This window comes from Ramlibacter aurantiacus (genome assembly GCF_016722895.1).
GTDB classification, from domain to species: domain Bacteria; phylum Pseudomonadota; class Gammaproteobacteria; order Burkholderiales; family Burkholderiaceae_C; genus Ramlibacter; species Ramlibacter aurantiacus.
In genome coordinates this window covers 68519-85801 of the sequence record NZ_JAEQNA010000008.1, presented here as the reverse complement: position 1 = coordinate 85801, position 17283 = coordinate 68519, and the positions used below count along the sequence as shown (strand labels likewise).

General features: G+C 65.2%; 14 protein-coding genes. 11 read left to right on the top strand and 3 right to left on the bottom strand.

The features are described 5' to 3' along the window. The first annotated feature begins 5 nt into the window (after positions 1 to 5). The 11 genes from JI739_RS19075 (at position 6) to JI739_RS19025 (ending at position 14354) form a co-directional block, all read left to right on the top strand. Positions 6 to 4049 carry a tape measure protein gene (locus JI739_RS19075; protein WP_201685537.1) on the top strand — a complete coding sequence of 1348 codons (4044 nt, stop codon included), beginning with the start codon at positions 6 to 8 and terminating at the stop codon, positions 4047 to 4049. Positions 4050 to 4088: 39 nt separating this feature from the next. Further along, positions 4089 to 4496, top strand: coding sequence for a hypothetical protein (locus tag JI739_RS19070; RefSeq protein WP_201685536.1), 408 nt, complete (start codon positions 4089 to 4091; stop codon positions 4494 to 4496). A 3-nt stretch (positions 4497 to 4499) separates the two neighbouring features. Then, positions 4500 to 8132, top strand: coding sequence for a hypothetical protein (locus JI739_RS19065; protein ID WP_201685535.1), 3633 nt, complete (start codon positions 4500 to 4502; stop codon positions 8130 to 8132). Positions 8133 to 8197: 65 nt separating this feature from the next. Next, the gene (locus JI739_RS19060) at positions 8198 to 9424 is read left to right on the top strand and encodes a hypothetical protein (RefSeq protein WP_236589876.1); all 1227 of its coding nucleotides are present in this window, start codon (positions 8198 to 8200) and stop codon (positions 9422 to 9424) included. Between the two features lie 3 nt (positions 9425 to 9427). After that, positions 9428 to 10447, top strand: coding sequence for a hypothetical protein (locus tag JI739_RS19055; RefSeq protein ID WP_201685533.1), 1020 nt, complete (start codon positions 9428 to 9430; stop codon positions 10445 to 10447). After that, entirely contained in the window at positions 10444 to 10836 is a 393-nt protein-coding gene (locus tag JI739_RS19050; RefSeq protein WP_201685532.1) for a hypothetical protein, read from the top strand. The genes JI739_RS19055 and JI739_RS19050 overlap by 4 nt, the downstream gene beginning before the upstream one ends. Next, positions 10836 to 12827: a hypothetical protein gene (locus tag JI739_RS19045; RefSeq protein WP_201685531.1), complete on the top strand. Its 1992-nt coding sequence runs from the start codon at positions 10836 to 10838 to the stop codon at positions 12825 to 12827. The genes JI739_RS19050 and JI739_RS19045 overlap by 1 nt, the downstream gene beginning before the upstream one ends. Continuing rightward, positions 12820 to 13041 carry a hypothetical protein gene (locus JI739_RS19040; RefSeq protein ID WP_201685530.1) on the top strand — a complete coding sequence of 74 codons (222 nt, stop codon included), beginning with the start codon at positions 12820 to 12822 and terminating at the stop codon, positions 13039 to 13041. The genes JI739_RS19045 and JI739_RS19040 overlap by 8 nt, the downstream gene beginning before the upstream one ends. 85 nt (positions 13042 to 13126) lie before the next feature. Beyond that, positions 13127 to 13429: a DUF6127 family protein gene (locus tag JI739_RS19035; RefSeq protein WP_201685682.1), complete on the top strand. Its 303-nt coding sequence runs from the start codon at positions 13127 to 13129 to the stop codon at positions 13427 to 13429. After that, positions 13426 to 13902: a hypothetical protein gene (locus JI739_RS19030; protein WP_201685529.1), complete on the top strand. Its 477-nt coding sequence runs from the start codon at positions 13426 to 13428 to the stop codon at positions 13900 to 13902. The genes JI739_RS19035 and JI739_RS19030 overlap by 4 nt, the downstream gene beginning before the upstream one ends. After that, a complete protein-coding gene (locus JI739_RS19025; RefSeq protein ID WP_201685528.1) occupies positions 13899 to 14354 on the top strand; it encodes a lysozyme in 456 nt (151 codons plus the stop codon). Before JI739_RS19030 ends, JI739_RS19025 begins: the two co-directional genes overlap by 4 nt. A gap of 199 nt (positions 14355 to 14553) precedes the next feature. On the opposite strand, the gene JI739_RS24880 is transcribed toward JI739_RS19025, so the two are convergent. From JI739_RS24880 to JI739_RS19010, 3 genes are all read right to left on the bottom strand, one after another. Continuing rightward, positions 14554 to 14961, bottom strand: coding sequence for a GFA family protein (locus JI739_RS24880; protein ID WP_201685527.1), 408 nt, complete (start codon positions 14959 to 14961; stop codon positions 14554 to 14556). Positions 14962 to 15292: 331 nt separating this feature from the next. Continuing rightward, positions 15293 to 16321 (bottom strand): 4-hydroxy-2-oxovalerate aldolase, encoded by a 1029-nt coding sequence (gene dmpG, locus JI739_RS19015; protein WP_201685526.1) that lies wholly within the window; start codon positions 16319 to 16321, stop codon positions 15293 to 15295. A gap of 11 nt (positions 16322 to 16332) precedes the next feature. Continuing rightward, positions 16333 to 17274 carry an acetaldehyde dehydrogenase (acetylating) gene (locus JI739_RS19010; protein ID WP_201685680.1) on the bottom strand — a complete coding sequence of 314 codons (942 nt, stop codon included), beginning with the start codon at positions 17272 to 17274 and terminating at the stop codon, positions 16333 to 16335. Positions 17275 to 17283: the final 9 nt, after the last annotated feature.

The following is a 17283-nucleotide window of genomic DNA, read 5'->3' as shown; positions in this document are numbered from 1 at the left end:
GACCGATGGCAACAAACCGAATCAGCGTACTGGTGGCCCTCGAAGGCGCCGATGAGGGGCTCAAGCGGGCCATCACGTCGGCCGAGCGCAGTCTGGGCGAGCTCTCCAGCAGCGCCAAGACCGCTGGCGCCAAGGCCGCTGCGGGGTTGGCAGAAGTCAAGGCCGGCATCTCCGCCTTCGGCGATCAGGTCGCCACCGCCAAGACCCAGCTGCTGGCATTCCTCTCGATCAGCTGGGCGACCGGCAAGCTGCAGGAGATCGTTCAGGTCGCCGACGCCTGGAACATGATGTCCGCGCGCCTGAAGCTGGCCACGGCCGGTCAGCAGGAATACACGACGGCGCAGAAGGAACTGTTCGACATCGCCCAGCGCATCGGCGTGCCAATCCAGGAGACGGCCACTCTATACGGCAAGCTGCAGCAGGCAGTGCGCATGTTGGGCGGCGAGCAGCAGGATGCCTTGTCCATCACCGAGAGCATTTCGCAGGCGCTGCGCCTGTCCGGTGCTTCGGCCACCGAAGCGCAGTCTGCACTGCTGCAGTTCGGCCAGGCACTGGCCTCAGGCGTGCTGCGCGGCGAGGAATTCAACTCGGTCGTCGAGAACAGCCCGCGGCTGGCTCGGGCGCTCGCCGACGGCCTGAACGTGCCGATTGGCCGGCTGCGCAAGCTGGCGGAGGAGGGGCGCATCACCGCCGACGTGGTGGTAAACGCGCTGATGTCGCAGAAGGACAAGCTCGCCACCGAATACGCTCAGCTGCCGCAGACCGTGAACCAGGCCTTCGAGCGCCTGCGCAACGCCTTCGGCCGGTGGGTGAGCCGCTTGGACGAGTCGACCGGCATCACCCAGAAGCTCTCGCAAGCCCTCACCTGGCTCGCGCAGAACTTGGAGACGGTGATGCAATGGCTCAAGCGCATCGCCGAAATCGGACTCGCGGTGCTGATCTACCGCCTGATCCCGGCGCTCGTCACCGCATGGCAGACCGCTGGCGCAGCGGCCGTGACGGCCGCCAACGCCACTGCCGCGGCCTGGGCGAGGGCCAATCTCTCCGTCTCGGCGGCCGCGGCCAGCCTCGGCGTACTGAAGACCGCCTTTGCCGTGCTGGGCGCCTTCCTCGTCGGCTGGGAGATCGGAACATGGCTGACCCAGAAGTTCGAGATCGTGCGCAAGGCCGGCATCTTCATGGTGGAGGTGCTGGTCAAGGCGGTGGAGCAGCTTCGCTACCGCTGGGAGGTCTTTGCCGCCGTCTTCACGTCTGACACGATCGCCCAAGCCACCCAGCGGCATCAGACGCGGCTGGCGGAGATGAACCAGATCTTTGCGCAGATGTATGCACAGGCCAATCGGGGCGCTGGTGCCGCCCAGGGCGCAATGAACACAGCGGCGTCCACGGCCGAAGAGATCGCCCGGCGCCTGGAGGCGGTGCGCCAGGGCACGCAGGAAGCGGTCGGCCGCGGCATCGAAGCCGTGCACGCCGCCCTGGAGAAGCTGAAATCACGGCTGGGGGAGGTGGAACAGGCGGTCGGCAAAGCCAACCAGATCGTCGCCGAGGCCGCCGGGAAGATGGCCGAGGCCTACAAGGGTCTCACCGCGATCGCGGAAGCCAGCCTGCAGCGGCAGATCGAGGCCGTGAAGGCCCGGTACCAACAGGAGCAGACCGCGCTCGACCTCTCCAAGCAGTCGGAGGCGGCGCTGATCGCGAAAGCGACCCAGTTGCTGGCTGATGCTCTGACGCAGCAGACCACCCTGCGCCGGCAGGCGACCACCGAGACACTCAAGCTGGTCGACGATGAGTCGAAAGCCAGAGTCGAGGCCGCACGGCGCCAGGGCACGACCGAGGACGAGCGCCGCGCCGGCGTCCTGCGGGTCGAGAATGAAATTCTCGCCACCAAGCGCCAGACGCTCACCCAGGCCCTGGGCGAATACCGTCAGCACATCGATGCACTGAACGCCGAGGCCAACCGGCACCTGTCGGAGGTCAAGCGCATCGAGGAGGAAAAGCGCCAGCTCTCGCTCTCGACCGAGGAGCGTATCCGCGAGATCCGCCGCGCGGGCCTCTCGGAGCATGAGGCGACAGAAGATCGCAAGCGTCAGATCACCGAGTACCAGGAGAAGGCGCGCACGGCGCTGGCCCATGGCGAATTCGAACAGGCTCGGCAGCTGGCGCAAAAGGCGATGGATTTGGCCGCGCAGGTGGCCAACAGCCAGACCAGCGAGGCAAAGCGCGCCGAAGAGGCCCGCAAGGCCTCCGAGCAGGGTGCCTCTCAGGCGGCGCAGTTGGAGGCGCAGGCGCGCGAGGCCTATCGCAGGCAGGAATATGGACAGGCCGAGACCCTGATGCGCCAAGCCGACCAGCTGCGCGCCGAGCTGGCCCAGAAGACCCGAGACGCCGATGCGCAGGTTGCCCAGGGCAAGGACGGGGTCAACCAAGCCATCCAGCGCATCCGCGAATCACAGGAGATCCTCAACAAGACGCTCGACGCCCAAGGCGCGGCGCACCAGAAGGCCGCCCAATCCGCCGTCGCAGCCCGCGATCAGATCAAGCAGACCCTGGCGCAGACCGAAACCCAGATCGACCAGATCACGGCCAAGCTCAAAGACGGCCTGAAGCTCACGCTGGATGCCGATACCACGCGCTTTCAGCAAGCGATCGCAGACCTCGACAAAGCGCTCGCCGACAAGGAACGGCTGCTGGTGATCAAGGCCGACCTCGAACAGGCGCGCAAGGACTTGCAGCAGTACGAGCAGCTCCTGAAAGAAGGTAAAAACCTGCCGGTCGACGCCGACGTCTCCAAGGCAAAGGCGGCGCTGGACAAGCTGAAAGCCTATGCTGTGGAGACCTCGCAGATAGAACTGAAGGTGTCCACCGAGAAGGCGCAGGCGGCGATCACCAACGTCGAAGGCCAGATCCGGGCGCTGGACCGCGTGCGCACCGAGTCGCAGCACGTTGCGGGCAGCAACGTCGCTTCCGTGCGCAGCGAGATCCAGAGTTTGAACGGCCTGACCACCGCCAGCACCCACACAATCACCTTGCGCAAGGTGGAGGCGAATGCCACGGGCGGCCTGGTAGGGCAGGGGGTGCGCCAGTTTGCCACCGGCGGCCCGGTCGCGTCGGCGTTCCCGCGCATGGCGGGCGGCTCAGTCCCTGGCTCCGGTCACCACGACACCGTGCCGCGCACCCTGGAGGCGGGTGCCTTCGTGCTGCGCAAGGCGGCCGTGCGCAAGTACGGCGGCGGCACGCTCTCCAAACTCGCCTCTGGCATCGCCAAGTTCGCCAGCGGTGGCGCAGTCATCTCCAGTGCGGGTGGGAAGGACGTCCTGGCGCGGATCGGTGGCGGCGGAGAGGACGGCGGCGTCAAACGCAATCGAGACGCAGTCGAAGCGCAGAAGATGATCGAGCTCGGGCTGCGTGGCCTGGACGAGTATTCCGCCTGGCTGCAGTGGAAGTACGGCGCGGCCGTGAGCCTGGACATGCGCTGGAAGACCATGGACATCCACGGCAAGCAGGCGCACAAGGATCGGCAGGTCCTTGCCACCTTGCTGCACCGCAAGACCCTCACCGGCAACGAGCGTCAGCAGCTCGATCAGATCAAACAGACCTGGCGTCAAGCCATGGCGCAGCCGCTCCTCATGGGCAAGGACATGGAGCGGGAGCTGATCGACTACATGGAGGGCCACCAGGGCCACTTCTTCCGGGCTGGCGGGATGGCCAAGTCGGACACGGTGCCTGCGATGCTCACGCCCGGCGAGTACGTGGTGAACAAGAACGCAGTCAGCCGCTTCGGCGCCGGCTTTTTCGAGGCGATCAACAACCTGTCGCTGCCGGCGCGGGCGCTTGCCGAGCGAGTGCAGGGGTTTGCCACAGGTGGTCTGGTGCCCCCGGTGACGTCCGCACTCTCCCGTCCGGTGCTGCCGGCCGAACCGACCGGGCCGTCCCGTACGGTGCGCGTCGAGCTCGCCGCGGGCGAGCGCCGGGTACAAGCGAGCATCGACCAGCGCGACGAGTCACGCCTGCTGCAGATCCTCGAGCTCGCCCGCGCCCGGGCGGCCTGAGCCGCTTTCTCTCCCACTTCTCGCCTCCTCCTCATCCCCATGCAACTGAAGAACCTCGCAGACGAGGTGGTCCTGCTGCTGCCCGACGATCTGCTGTGGGCCGACGAGCACGCCTGGTCCCCGGCCGTGGCCGCGACCTCCTACCTGATCACCGGCGCCTTGCTGATCCAGTCGGCAGTGCGCCAGGCGGGCCGTCCGATCACCCTCATAGGAGCACCCGACATGGCGTGGGTGACGCGAGCCAGCGTGGAGCAATTGCGTGCCTGGGCCGCCATCCCGCTGACGGCGAACGGCGGGCGCTTTCTCCTGGCGCTCGCGGACGGCCGGGCCTTCACCGTCGCCTTCCGCCACGGCGAAACCCCAGTGGAATGCGAGCCGGTGCTGGGCATCCCGGCTCGTTCCGACAGCGACTTCTACCGCCTCACCCTGCGTTTTCTGGAGATCTGAACCATGCCCATTCAATCGGGCGACGTGAAGCTGCTCAAGTCCGCCGTGATGGCGGATGTGCCTGAAGGAGGCGGTGCGCCGACGGGCAACGCCATTGCCGACGGCACTTCGAACGCCATCTTCCCGGACATCTCCGAGCTTGACCGGGCCGGTGGTCGCGTCAGTCTGCGCAAGACCTTCCTGGGCATCCAGACCGACGACACCGACACCTACTTCGGCGCGAACGTCATCGTGGCGGATCCGCCGCAAGACCCTCGCGTGAGCGTCACGCTGTTCTCGACCAAGAACACGTTCGACACCCGGACCCAGGCAGCCTCGCGGATCGAGTCCTACCTGACGCGCGGCCCCGAGTGGGGCGGCTATATGTACGAAAACCACATCGTCGGTCAGCGCGTCATCCAGCTGTTCCAGCGCCCGTCCGAGCAGTTGCCCAACGTGGGCCAGACGCTGGTGCTGATTCACAACGAGGGCCTGTCCACGGAGAAGGTTCAGTACGTGCGGGCGACGGCGGTGAGCGCCAAGGAGCGCACCTTCACGTTTGACCAGTCCGGCGCCGCTACGGACTACAAGGCGAACATCGTCACGGTCGAGTTAAGCGACGCGCTGCGCTATGACTTCGCGGGCTCGCCCGCCAGCCGGTATTTCCAGCGCGCAGCCAGCGGCACCAAGCTGCGGGACACGACTGTCGCGGACGCGGGCACCTACGTCGGCGTGGTGCCGCTGGTCGACGCCGCTGGCCTCGGTGACCTGACGGTGAAAGCCGCAAGCATGTTCACGCAGCTTGTGCCGAGCGCGCAGACGGAAACCCCCATCTCTGACGTGCGCTCCAACGGTGTCAGCGCAGCGCTGGTTGCCACCGGCGCCGCGATCACCCGCACCCTCAACCTCATCTTCAACAACTCGCAGGCGATGCACGTCGGCGCGCCGATCTACCCCGGCTCGCTCAGCATCGACCGCAGCGGCGTGACGCTCACCGACGCGGGTGGGCGGCTGATGAACGTGGGCACGGAAGTCGGTCGGGTGGACTACGACAACGGGATCGTCACGCTGGCGGCCCCGAGCGTCTTCTCGAGCGAGGGCAGCAGCGCGGCGCACGCGGTTACGTTCATCCCCGCCGATGTCCCGGACCTCATCACCGACCAGCGGGCCATCCCGGTCACCATCGAGTCGCGCAGCCAGAGCTATGCCTTCGTGCTGGACGACATCCCTTTGAAGCGCACCCTGGCCATCAGCTACCTCGCGCAGGGCCGCTGGTACACGCTGCGCGAGGACGGCAGCGGCGCGATCAAGGGTCTGGATTCCGCCTACGGAGTCGGCACACTGAGCTTCACCACCGGCTCGGTGGTCGTGACGCTGGGCGCGCTGCCGGACGTCGGCAGCCGGATCATCATCCAGTCCGCGTCGGCCGTGAACACGGTGCCCGCCACCAACACGCTCTTGTCGCACGGCAGCAAGGTCTACTTCCCGCTTAACACCAGCGGCGACCTGAGCGAAGAGAAGGGCGAGAAGGCCATCAAGATTGGCAGCGCCATCATCAAGTGGGACCACGGCGGCATGAAGACGGCAACGGACAATGGCCTCGGCCAACTCACCGGCGACGCCACTGGCTCGGTCGACTACACCGAGGGCGTGGTGCGGATCAGCCCCAACGCGATGCCGCCGGCGGGCACCGTCTTCCTGCTGGACATCGACGGCGACATCACCACCTCCGTTTCGGTGGACGTGCTGAGCGGTTACCTGGGTGCCACCAACATCCGCCCCGGCTCGGTGCGCTTCTACGCCAGCGTCAAGTTCACGTATGGGCTCGGCTTCTCGACCAACCAGCTCCTGTTCCAAGAGCGCGTGGTGAGTGTGCTGGTGCGGGACAACGGGGCGGGCGTCCTGTATTTCAAGGACCCGGGCAACAACCAGAACGTCAACTGCGGCACCATCGACTACGCGGCGGGCACCATCGAGAACAACAGCGTGGTGCCCGTGTCGGAGTTCGACATTTCCGGCCCGTCGCGGAACGTGCAGTGGTATGGCGTGATCGGCTCCGGATACGGGCACCAGGGCACCACTCAGCAACGCTGGAACGACATCCAGGAGTACACGAACAACAACCGGTCGCGCCAGTGCGAGCTCCTCGCCAGCGCGGTCAGCGTGTCCTACTCCAACTCGACGGCCAGCGCGGACTCGATCAGCATCAAGGCGAACGCGTGCTGCTTGCGCACGGAGATGGTCCCCAACTACACGCTGCGCGGGGCGAACTTCATGTTGGGCGGCGTGCTGTACAAGCAGTTGCCCGACAACACGCTGGTGCGCGATCCGTCGCCGACCACCGGCGGCGGCACCCCCTCCGGCTCGGTTGCGGGCGCCTCCGGCGTGCTCACCCTCAGCTACTGGGTGGCGGGGCAGGCACCGACAGTGTCCAACTGGCGCGGCGTCATTGCGCCGCCCACAGCCGGCCTGACCGCGCCGTTCGCGACCTCCTACACCGTGTTCCGCACGGCTGCCTCGCCGCTGCGCCCGGGCAGCTTCTCGGTGCTCGGGACCCTGATGGACGGCACCTCGTTCAATGTCGCCGCCGGCGTGGACGGCAAGATCAACGGCACCCGTGTGAAGGGGCGCGTCGACTACGAATACGGGGTGATCGAACTCTACTTCGTCAACCCATCCGGCCCAGCCGAACTGAACACGGACCTGTCGCACCTCCAGATCGCCGGCCTCACCACGATCCCGGCCGACCTGGTGATGATCAACAGCATCCGGTACAACACGGTGAGCTACAGCTACCTGCCGCTGGACGCCGAGTTGCTGGGCATCGACCCGGTGCGCCTGCCCTCCGACGGCCGCGTGCCGATCTTCCGCGCGGGCGGCTTCGCCGTCGTCGGCCACACCGGCGCGATCACCGCCACGGTGAGCAACAACCAGACGATCAACTGCGGCCGGGTGCGCCTGAGCCGGGTGCGCGTGATCGATTCGAACGGGCAGGTGGTCAACACGGGCTACACCGCCGACCTCGAGGCCGGCACGGTGACCTTCACCAACGTGGCGGGCTATGCCCAGCCGGTGACGGTGCAGCACCGCATCGAGGACATGGCTGTGGTCCGCGAGGCGTCGATCAACGGCGAGATCAGCTTCACCCGCGCCCTGACGCACAACTACCCGGCCGGCAGCTACGTGTCCAGTGCGCTGATCGCAGGCGACCTGTTCGCGCGCACCAACATCGTGTTCGACCAGGCATCGTGGGACGGCACCTGGCAGGACACGGTCAAGGGGGCTGTGGCGACCGCCACCTACAACGTGGCGCAGTTCCCCATCGCGGTCACCAATCGCGGCGCGATCAGCGAGCGTTGGATCATTCGGTTCACCAACACCACGTCGTTCGACGTGATCGGCGAGAACGTGGGCGTGATCGCGAGCGGCACCGTCACGTCGGTCTGCGCGCCGATCAACCCGGCGACCGGCGTGCCCTATTTCAGCATCGACCCCCTCGGCTGGGGCGCGGGCTGGGCAGTCGGCAACGTGATGCGGTTCAACACAGTCGGGGCGCAATTCCCGGTGTGGGTTGTCCGTACCGTGCAACAAGGACCGGAGACTGTGCCGGACGATCAATTCACCCTTCTCATTCGCGGAGACGTTGACACACTATGACTAGCGTTAAATACGCACACAGCGGCATGGGCGGCGCGCCCGTCCTGAGCAACAACTGGGGCGACGTGACGAACCTGCTCGACGCCGTCCTGGTCAACGGATTCAACCTGCGCACGGTGGCCAGCATCACGCGCGAGGGCAACACCGCCACTGTCACGTATGCCACCGCGCACGGCTACGAAGTCAACCAGATCCTGCAAGTGGAAGGCGCAGAGCAGGCGGCCTACAACGGCCAGTACCGCATCACCTATGTCGACTCGCTCACGCTGCGTTTCGTGTTGGCTACCGGCTCGACGCCAGTGACGCCGGCCACTGGGACGATCAGCACAAAGGCCGCTGCGCTGGGCTTTCAGATCGCCTACACCGGCACCCAAAAGCGCGTCTATCGCTCGCCGAACGTGCAAGGCTCGCGACCCTTCATTCGCGTGGACGACGGTATGCCGGTCGGCTACACGACGACCTGGGCCAAGTTCGCCCGCGTGACGATCGCCGAATCAATGTCGGATGTCGACACGTTCCTGCCGGGAGGCCGCGCACCCTTCGACCCCAACAACCCTAACATCAACGAGCAGGGCAACGGTGGCACTGGCACCGGCGGCATTTACGGCTGGAACAAGTGGTACTACGCGAGCCTTTGGACTAATCAAAGCTCGTACTCCGAGTCAAGCGGCGACGGCGGCAACATGGCCCGCACCTGGTTCATTGTCGGTGATGACCGCCTTTTCTATGTCTTCCTGGCCCCGCGCAATCAGAACGACGGCCGGATGTTCTATGCGGCCGGCGAGTTCAACAGCTTCAAGGCCGGCGACAACTACAACAGCCTTTTGTTCGCCACGGATAGATGGTCGAACGCAGCCAACTCGGTCACCTATTGGTTTGATAACGGCGGGGCGCCGTGGATGTTTGACTTCAACGGCCGGTACGCCATGCGGGCATGGCATCAGACAGGCGGTCATATGCGCCTCTCGATGCTGTCGATGATGCACACACAGAACATCGGTTCCATCCGCTCAGGCTACACGGGCGGCATCACCTTCCCGAACGGGCCGGATATGGGCGTCATCGCACACCCGATCTACTTGCGCGAGGAAAACCCAGCCCATGTGCGGGGGCTGCTACCCGGCCCGCACTACGTCATGCACAACGCACCCTATGCACACCGCGAAGTGCTGGACAACGTCATCGGCCAGCCCGGTCGCAAGATGATGTACGTCACTTGCGCGGGCGGCTACGGCTCGGGCGAGGGCAATTCGTGCGGCATGTTGTTCGACATCACCGGCCCCTGGAGGTAAGGCGTGCCCTACCCGATTGACGAGACATTCGCCACGGGTATTCCTGCCGGCTTCGCTCAAGTCGGCGGGAACGGCTCAGGCTTTTCCGCGACCCACAATGCCACAGCAGAAGCGGTGGACCTGGTGTACGGCAGCAACCAGTCGTTTTGGCACATGCTCCACGCCGACTTCACCCAAGACTTTTGGTTTGAAGTGGACATCGAGCTTGTGTCCAAGATGTCGTCAGCTTGGCATTTCGGTTTCTGGCTCTACTCGAACACCGGGGCAAACGGAACCGGCAACTACGAAGGGCACCGGCTCGCATATAACCACAACGGCACCCTTCATTCCTGGCAGCGTTCGAGTTGGACAAACGGCGCAAGCGAATACAACAGCCTTCACGGGTCCGACTTCAAGGATGACGCTGCGTGGCTAGTCGCAGGGCAGCGTCGGACGCTGCGCATTGACGCGCGCCGCGCACAGGCGCAAATCAATGGCACTTGGTATTGGATCATCCGCGTTGCCAGTGCCGGCGCAGTCGTCGTGTACGAGAGTCGGCGGGACTTTGCCAGTCTGCGACCCGCCATTTTCGGTTATGGCTGCACCTTGCGAATTCATCACGTCAAAGGCAATGTGGGCAGCGCAATCACGCTCGGCGAGGTCCCTGTCGCCGGCACTGGTCGGGCAATGCTGGGCTCTGACCTGCCTCGCACAAGTCGCGGAGAAGACCGAGTGGGCGGGGCAGCGGCCCGATTCATGCCGGCGAACCTGAATCGTCACAACATCAACCACAGTGGCGGCGGCAAGATCACCGGGACGGTGAAGCAAAAGGCCGGCTCCACCAACACGCCTGTGTGCAGGCGCGTGGTGCTGGTTGACGAGAAGACGCTGACCGTAGCTCGCGAAACATGGAGCGATCCGGTCACGGGCGCCTACACCTTCAATCAGGTGGCGCTCGAGCGACCCTTTACCGTGTTCAGCTATGACCACACGGGCGGGTTCCGCGCCGTGGTGGCGGACTCTGTCCTGGCGGTGCCGCTGTGATCACCATCACCGCCACCCACAACGTCTTTCGCCTCAACGGATCGCTCCAGCACCTGAACTCGGGTGCGGGCAATCCCGCCGTTCGCATCTACGGGGGCACGCGGCCTGAGACGGCCAGCGGCGTGCCGACCAGCGAAATGCTGACGGAAATTCCGCTCACGCAACCCGCAGGGGTGATCGAGAACGCCGCCCTGAAGCTCACACAGTCGGCCAACGGATTCATCGTCGCCACGGGTGCGCCCACTTGGGCGCGCTTCGTGAATGGCGACGGCGACACGTGCTTCGACGCCGACGCGGGTTTCGGGGCGGGCGACTGGGAGGTCGAGTTGGACAAGGCCACCTTGTACGCTGGTGGTGAAGTTATGCTGATGAGCGCCGAGCTCACCTGATGGCCGACATCGTCTTCTCCGGCACGGGGGAGCCTAACCCGGACCTTGTGTTTGGAGGGGCGGGAGCGGGCACGTCGGCGCCGGCTGACCCGGATCCGCCTGGCGTTGCAAGCCTCGTCTTCTGGTCGTCGGCCGCTCCCAGCCCGCACCTGGTGTTCGGGGCCGAGCCGCCTGGCGACGGCGAGTCCGACAAGGACGCGACTGCGGTCGTCGCGGGCGTGCTGCCGTTGCCCTCGCTGCGCGCGAAGGTCAGCTACATCGCGCAGGTGCGCGTCACGGGTCAGTTCCCTGGGCCGGCGTTCGCCGCGTCGGCCAAGTACCTGACGATGACGCAGCGCCCCACCGTCAGTGCCACGCGCGCCCCGTGGCAAGAGACGGGGGCGCAGAGCGGGGGCTTCGCTACGGGGCACAAGGACTCCACTGCCTCGCCACATGGGTGGGCCGCGCAGTTCCAGGCGGCACAGAAAGAACCTGCAGGCATGATCGCCCGGCAGCCGCGCACCTCGCGCAGCCTGCTCGTCACGCCCAGCGCGCGGTTTCAGGGCGGGACAGGCCACCGGCTGGGCACCGGGCTTTCGCACCAGGACTCCACACCCGTCTGGCGCACCCTGCGGATGGCGTTCCGCGACGGAACCGGCTCGCGGTGCTCCACCGCGTTCCGCCAACAGGATGGCGACCGGCGCAAGCGGCCGAACCAGGACGCGCACTGGCAGGTGGCGCGCTTTCTCTCGCGCCTGTACCAGGCGGACCACCAGATCGCCACGCCGCTCCCCAAGGGGTGGGCCGGGCGGTTCCAGGATGCCGTGCCGCCGCCCCCAGGCATCGACCTGCCTCCCTGGAGCGAAACGCCGCCCGGGCCCGGGCCCTATGCCGGGCCGGCGCACCTGCTCTTCGAATACCCGTTCGGGCATCGCGGCACGGACCTGCTGTTCAACGAGGGTCCGTGGGAGCCGAACGCAGAGCAGCCGCCCACCGAAACCGCCATTCTCCCCATCAGGAGGGTCTACATGGTGATCAACAACGTCAGCCTCTACCGCATCTCCGACAACGCCCTGGTGCCAGCCCTGGGCCTCTCTCTAAGTCTCGATGCGGACAGTTGGACCTGGGGCTTCAACGCCTCGCTGCCTGTCAGCGCCCAGGCTCTGGTAGAGCCCACCGACGGCCCGGTGGAACTGCGCGTGACTATCAACGGCACCGAGTTCCGCGTGCTTGCCGAGAACATCAGTCGCGAGCGCACCTTCGGCGAGTCAAGCATCCGGATCTCCGGGCGCGGGCACAACGCGGTGCTGGCGGCGCCCTATGCGCCCGTAATGACCTTTTCAAACCAGGAAGGCCGCACCGCTCGCCAATTGATGGACGACGTGCTCACGCTCAATGGTGTTCCGCTCGGCTGGACCGTCGACTGGGGGCTCACCGACTGGAACGTGCCGGCAGGCGCCTTTGCTCGCCAGGGCACATGGATTGAGGCTCTCACCAGCATAGCGCAGGCAGCAGGTGGCTACTTGCTGCCGCACGCTTCAGCAAAGACGCTGCGCGTGCGACACCGCTATCCCGCCGCGCCATGGGAATGGGGCACGCGCGCTCCCGACTTCGTGTTGCCTGTCGATGCAGTCGCCCGCGAGTCGCTGCGCTGGATTGAGAAGCCAGCCTACAACCGCGTGTTCGTGTCGGGGCAGGACGTTGGCGTGCTCGGGCAGGTAACGCGCGCCGGCACCGCGGGAGACGTACTGGCGCCGATGGTGATCGACGCCCTGATCACGGCGGCGGCCGCAGCGCGGCAGCGTGGCCTCGCCGTGCTGGCCGACACGGGGCATCAGATCGAGGTGAGCCTGCGTCTGCCCGTGCTTCCTGAGACCGAAGTCATCGAGCCGGGCGCCTTCGTTGAGTACCAGGACGGAAGCGTCACGCGGCGCGGCCTTGTGCGCTCGACGCAAATTGAAGCGGGTATGCCGGAGGTCTGGCAGACCTTGGGGGTGCAAGCGTATGCATAACCTCTATGAGCAGTTCCGCCAATTGCTTCCCGAGCCACCGCTGCAGGCGGGCGCCGTCATAGAAGTCGGCACCGGCGTCGTAACCGTGCAGTTGCCTGGTGGCGGCCGCATCAAGGCCCGCGGGATCGCCGCCATTGGACAGAACGTGTTCGTGCGTGACGAGATCATCGAAGGCGTCGCGCCGACCCTAACGCTGGAGCTGATCGAGATTTGACGAGCCACTGATCCTCGCGATTCAACCCTTGAGACCCGCCCTGATGCTCACGCGTCGGGCGGGTTTCGCATTTTTGGAGACCACCATGACTGAAACTGATCACCATCCAGCCCTCATCGAGAACATGCTTGTCTTGCGCAAGGAGGACTTCGACGAACTGCTCGATCGCGCCGCCGAGCGCGGAGCCGAGCGTGTCCTCTCCCATCTCGGCCTGGAAAACGGCCACGCCGCCCGAGACATCCGTGAGCTGCGCAACCTGCTCGATGCCTGGCGCGATGCGCGCCGCACCGCGTGGCAAACGACCGTCAAGGTCGTCACGACTGGTGTCCTGGCGGCGCTCCTAGTTGGCGCCGCGATCAAGCTGAAGCTGCTTGGAGGTGGCCAATGATCGAGACACTGCTGGGAGGTCTGTTGGGCGGCGCATTCCGCCTGGCTCCCGAGATCCTGAAGTGGTTGGACCGCAAAGGCGAGCGCGGTCACGAGCTCGCGTTGCAGGACAAAGCGCTGGAGTTCGAAAAGATCCGGGGCGCGCAGCGGATGGCCGAAATCGGCGCTAGTGCTGATGCGGCCTGGAACGTTGGCAGCATCGAGGCTCTGCGAGACGCGGTTCGCGTACAGGGCGAGAAGACTGGCGCTCGTTGGGCCGACGCGCTCTCGATCAGCGTGCGTCCGGTAATCACCTACTGGTTCATGGCGCTGTATTGCGCGGCGAAGATAGCGGCATTTGCAGCAGCCGTCTCAGCCGGCTCCGCATGGGGAGGTGCCATTCTCCATACTTGGACAGATGCCGATCAGGCGCTATGGGCCGGAGTGCTGAACTTCTGGTTCCTTGGCCGAGTATTTGACCGGGTGCGTGCATGATCGAGGTCCCTCGAGCGGCCATCGACCTGGCCAAGCTCTTTGAAGGCTTCCACCGCGTGGCAAAGCACGATCCTGCCCGCGCGCACCCGTACATCTGCCCCGCGGGCTATCGGACGATTGGCTACGGCCGTCTCTGTGATCCGAAGCACCCTCCGATTACCCAGGAGGAGGGCGAACGCTATCTGGCGATTGACCTAACCATCGCGCTGAACGCCACGTTGCGGTATTGCCCTGTGCTAGTCACCGAAACGCCGGGTCGGCTCGCAGCCATTGTGGACTTCACTTTCAACCTTGGTGCGGGCCGGCTACAGGCCTCGACTCTGCGCCGACGCATCAACCAGAGAGACTGGGCGGCAGCAGCTCAGGAGCTCAGCCGTTGGATCTACGGTGGCGGAAAGGTCTTGCCAGGTTTGGTGGCAAGACGGAGGGCCGAAGCAGCGCTCATGATCTGAAGCGCCCCTACTGAGGCGCAGGCCCGGACACCCGCAGTAACTGCGGGACAGCACTTCCGGTTAACTGAAGTTTTTGAACGCAGTGAACCAGGACATCTGCCAAGCTGGTCAGGCATGGTCGCATTGCTGGCCACCGTGTTCTTTGAGAGATACTTGCTGCTTTGCCACAACTCGAAAACGGCTGCATGGCCGGCGTGCTTCACCCCTCTCGACCCTGCGGGAAGTGATACTGCGCCACGCTGACCTGTACCCAAGCGTGTTTCGTCTGCTCCCATACCGAGCGTACTGGCGGTGGGAAATTCGGGTCGGCGAAGGCGCCCACCGCCACGCCGATGGCGCCCGGATTGCGACCGGAACTCCAGTACATGGAGGTCCCGCAAGTCGGGCAGAAGTTTGTTATGAATGTGTGGCCCAGAGAGGTCGCACGTGAGAACTGCTTCGTCGCGCCGCTGAGACCTACCCTTTCCTCCGGCCAGTAAGCGCCAGTACCGAACACCGAGCCAGTGCGGCGCTGACAATCTATGCAGTGGCAGGCGATGACGACGTTGGGTTCGCCCTCTGTGGTGACTTTCACGGCACCGCAGGCGCATTGGGCTTGTCTTCGCATGAAACTATCCCGGAAAAGAGAACAGCACGGTTGCCGACAGGGAGATGGTCGAACTCACAAAACAAATGCCAGCAGCAATAGCCTTAAGTTCAACGGGTCTGCCGATCAACGCGAAAAGCATCGGAGCGCTGGTTGGAAGTTATACGCCTGTTGGCCTCAGCTGCGTCTTCACGTCCCTATGTCCTGCAGTTCCACGCTCGGCGGGTGGCATTTGTACACAGAAGCGCAGCCCTGAAAAATCCGGTGCGCACCAGACAATGAAGTACCTATGCCCAGCCTCGCTCTATGTCAGCACAGCCTGCAGGTGATTGACGCTGCAGGTGAACCACCGTCAGGCGGCATTCCTTCCCTGCTGCGCGAGCAAGTCTAGCGCCACGTCCACAATCATGTCCTCCTGGCCACCAACCATGCGGCGCTTCCCCAGTTCAACAAGGATGTCGACCGTCTTCAGCCCGTATTTCTTCGCCGCGGCTTCGGAGTGGCGCAGGAAAGAGCTATACACACCGGCGTATCCCAGGGCCAGGGTCTCACGATCGACGCGCACAGGGCGGTCCTGCAGCGGCCGGACAATATCGTCGGCGGCGTCCATCAGCTTCATCACGTCGCAACCATGGTTCCAGCCCATGCGGGTGGCAGCGGCGGCGAACACCTCCAGCGGCGCATTGCCCGCGCCCGCCCCCATGCCGGCTAGGCTGGCGTCGACGCGGTCACAGCCTTCTTCCACCGCGACGATGCTGTTGGCGACACCGAGGCTGAGGTTGTGGTGGGCGTGCATGCCGGTCAGCGTCTCCGGCTTGAGCACGTCCTTGAAGGCGCGGAAGCGATCTCGGACGTCGTTCATGGATAGCGCCCCGCCAGAGTCCACCACGTAGCAGCAAGTGGCGCCATAGCTTTCCATCAGCTTGGCCTGCTCGGCCAGGCCCTTGGGCGTGTTCATGTGGCTCATCATGAGGAACCCGACAGTATCCATCCCGAGCTCGCGCGCGTACTCGATGTGCTGCCTGGAAATGTCAGCTTCGGTGCAGTGAGTCGCCACGCGCACGATTCGGGCGCCGGCTTCGTAGGCTGCCTTCAGGTCGTGCACGGTGCCGATGCCCGGCAACAGCAGCGTGGCGATTTTCGCGTGCTTGACCACCGAAGCCACCGCCTCGATCCACTCGAGGTCGGTGTGGGCGCCGAAGCCGTAGTTGAAGCTGCCGCCCTGCAGGCCGTCACCGTGAGCCACTTCGATCGAATCGACCTTCGCCTCGTCGAGCGCGAGCGCGATCTGGCTCGCATGGGCCACGGTGTACTGGTGGCGGATCGCGTGGCTGCCGTCGCGTAGCGTCACGTCCGAGATGTAGATCTTCTTGCCGTTCATAGTGATGGCCCTCAAGCGGCGACGGTGCTGCGCACCATCCGGGCTGCCATGCGTTCGGCCGTCTGCAGGGCGGCACTGGTCATGATGTCCAGGTTGCCGGCATAGGCCGGCAGGTAGTGCGCGGCGCCTTCCACTTCCAGGAAAATCGAGGTCTTTATGCCGCAGAGGCGGTCGCCGACGCCAGGGATCTTGAGGTCAGTCACGCGGTCGAACTGCACCTGCTGCTTGAGGCGGTAGCCCGGCACATAGCGCTGCACAGCGGCGGCCATTTCCTCGACTGAGCGGGCAATGGCATCCTCGCTGCCCTTCTCGCTGAGCGTGTAGACGGTGTCGCGCATGATCAGCGGCGGCTCTGCCGGGTTCAGCACGATGATCGCCTTGCCCTTGGTGGCCCCGCCGATCACCTCGATCGCGCGCGAGGTGGTCTCGGTGAATTCGTCGATGTTGGCGCGCGTGCCGGGGCCGGCGCTCTTGCTGGAGATGCTGGCCACAATCTCGCCATAGGACACCTTTGCGGCGCGATTGACCGCCGCCACCATCGGGATGGTGGCTTGGCCGCCGCAGGTGACCATGTTGACGTTGGGCGCGTCGAGGTGCTCTTCGCCGTTGACTACCGGAATGCAGTACGGGCCGATGGCCGCCGGCGTGAGGTCGATAAGGCGGATGCCCGGCTTGAGCTTGCGCAGCAGCGCATCGTTCTTCACGTGAGCGGCGGCGCTGGTGGCGTCGAAGACGATGTCGATGTCGCGAAACACGTCCATCTTCACCAGCCCTTCCACTCCTTCGGCCGTGATGGCCACACCCATCCGCTTGGCGCGGGCCAGGCCGTCAGAGGCCGGGTCGATGCCGACCATGGCCGCGACCTCGAGATTCTGGCCGTGGCGCAGGATCTTGATCATCAGGTCGGTGCCAATGTTGCCGCTGCCGATGATGGCAGCCTTAAGTTTCGTCATGGAGGTTCC

Coding starts and splice junctions, on each gene's coding strand:
- JI739_RS19075 (WP_201685537.1), top strand. CDS start 6: ATGGCAACAAACCGAATCAGCGTACTGGTGGCCCTCGAAGGCGCCGAT.
- JI739_RS19070 (WP_201685536.1), top strand. CDS start 4,089: ATGCAACTGAAGAACCTCGCAGACGAGGTGGTCCTGCTGCTGCCCGAC.
- JI739_RS19065 (WP_201685535.1), top strand. CDS start 4,500: ATGCCCATTCAATCGGGCGACGTGAAGCTGCTCAAGTCCGCCGTGATG.
- JI739_RS19045 (WP_201685531.1), top strand. CDS start 10,836: ATGGCCGACATCGTCTTCTCCGGCACGGGGGAGCCTAACCCGGACCTT.
- JI739_RS19040 (WP_201685530.1), top strand. CDS start 12,820: ATGCATAACCTCTATGAGCAGTTCCGCCAATTGCTTCCCGAGCCACCG.
- JI739_RS19035 (WP_201685682.1), top strand. CDS start 13,127: ATGACTGAAACTGATCACCATCCAGCCCTCATCGAGAACATGCTTGTC.
- JI739_RS19030 (WP_201685529.1), top strand. CDS start 13,426: ATGATCGAGACACTGCTGGGAGGTCTGTTGGGCGGCGCATTCCGCCTG.
- JI739_RS19025 (WP_201685528.1), top strand. CDS start 13,899: ATGATCGAGGTCCCTCGAGCGGCCATCGACCTGGCCAAGCTCTTTGAA.
- JI739_RS24880 (WP_201685527.1), bottom strand. CDS start 14,961: ATGCGAAGACAAGCCCAATGCGCCTGCGGTGCCGTGAAAGTCACCACA.
- dmpG (WP_201685526.1), bottom strand. CDS start 16,321: ATGAACGGCAAGAAGATCTACATCTCGGACGTGACGCTACGCGACGGC.
- JI739_RS19010 (WP_201685680.1), bottom strand. CDS start 17,274: ATGACGAAACTTAAGGCTGCCATCATCGGCAGCGGCAACATTGGCACC.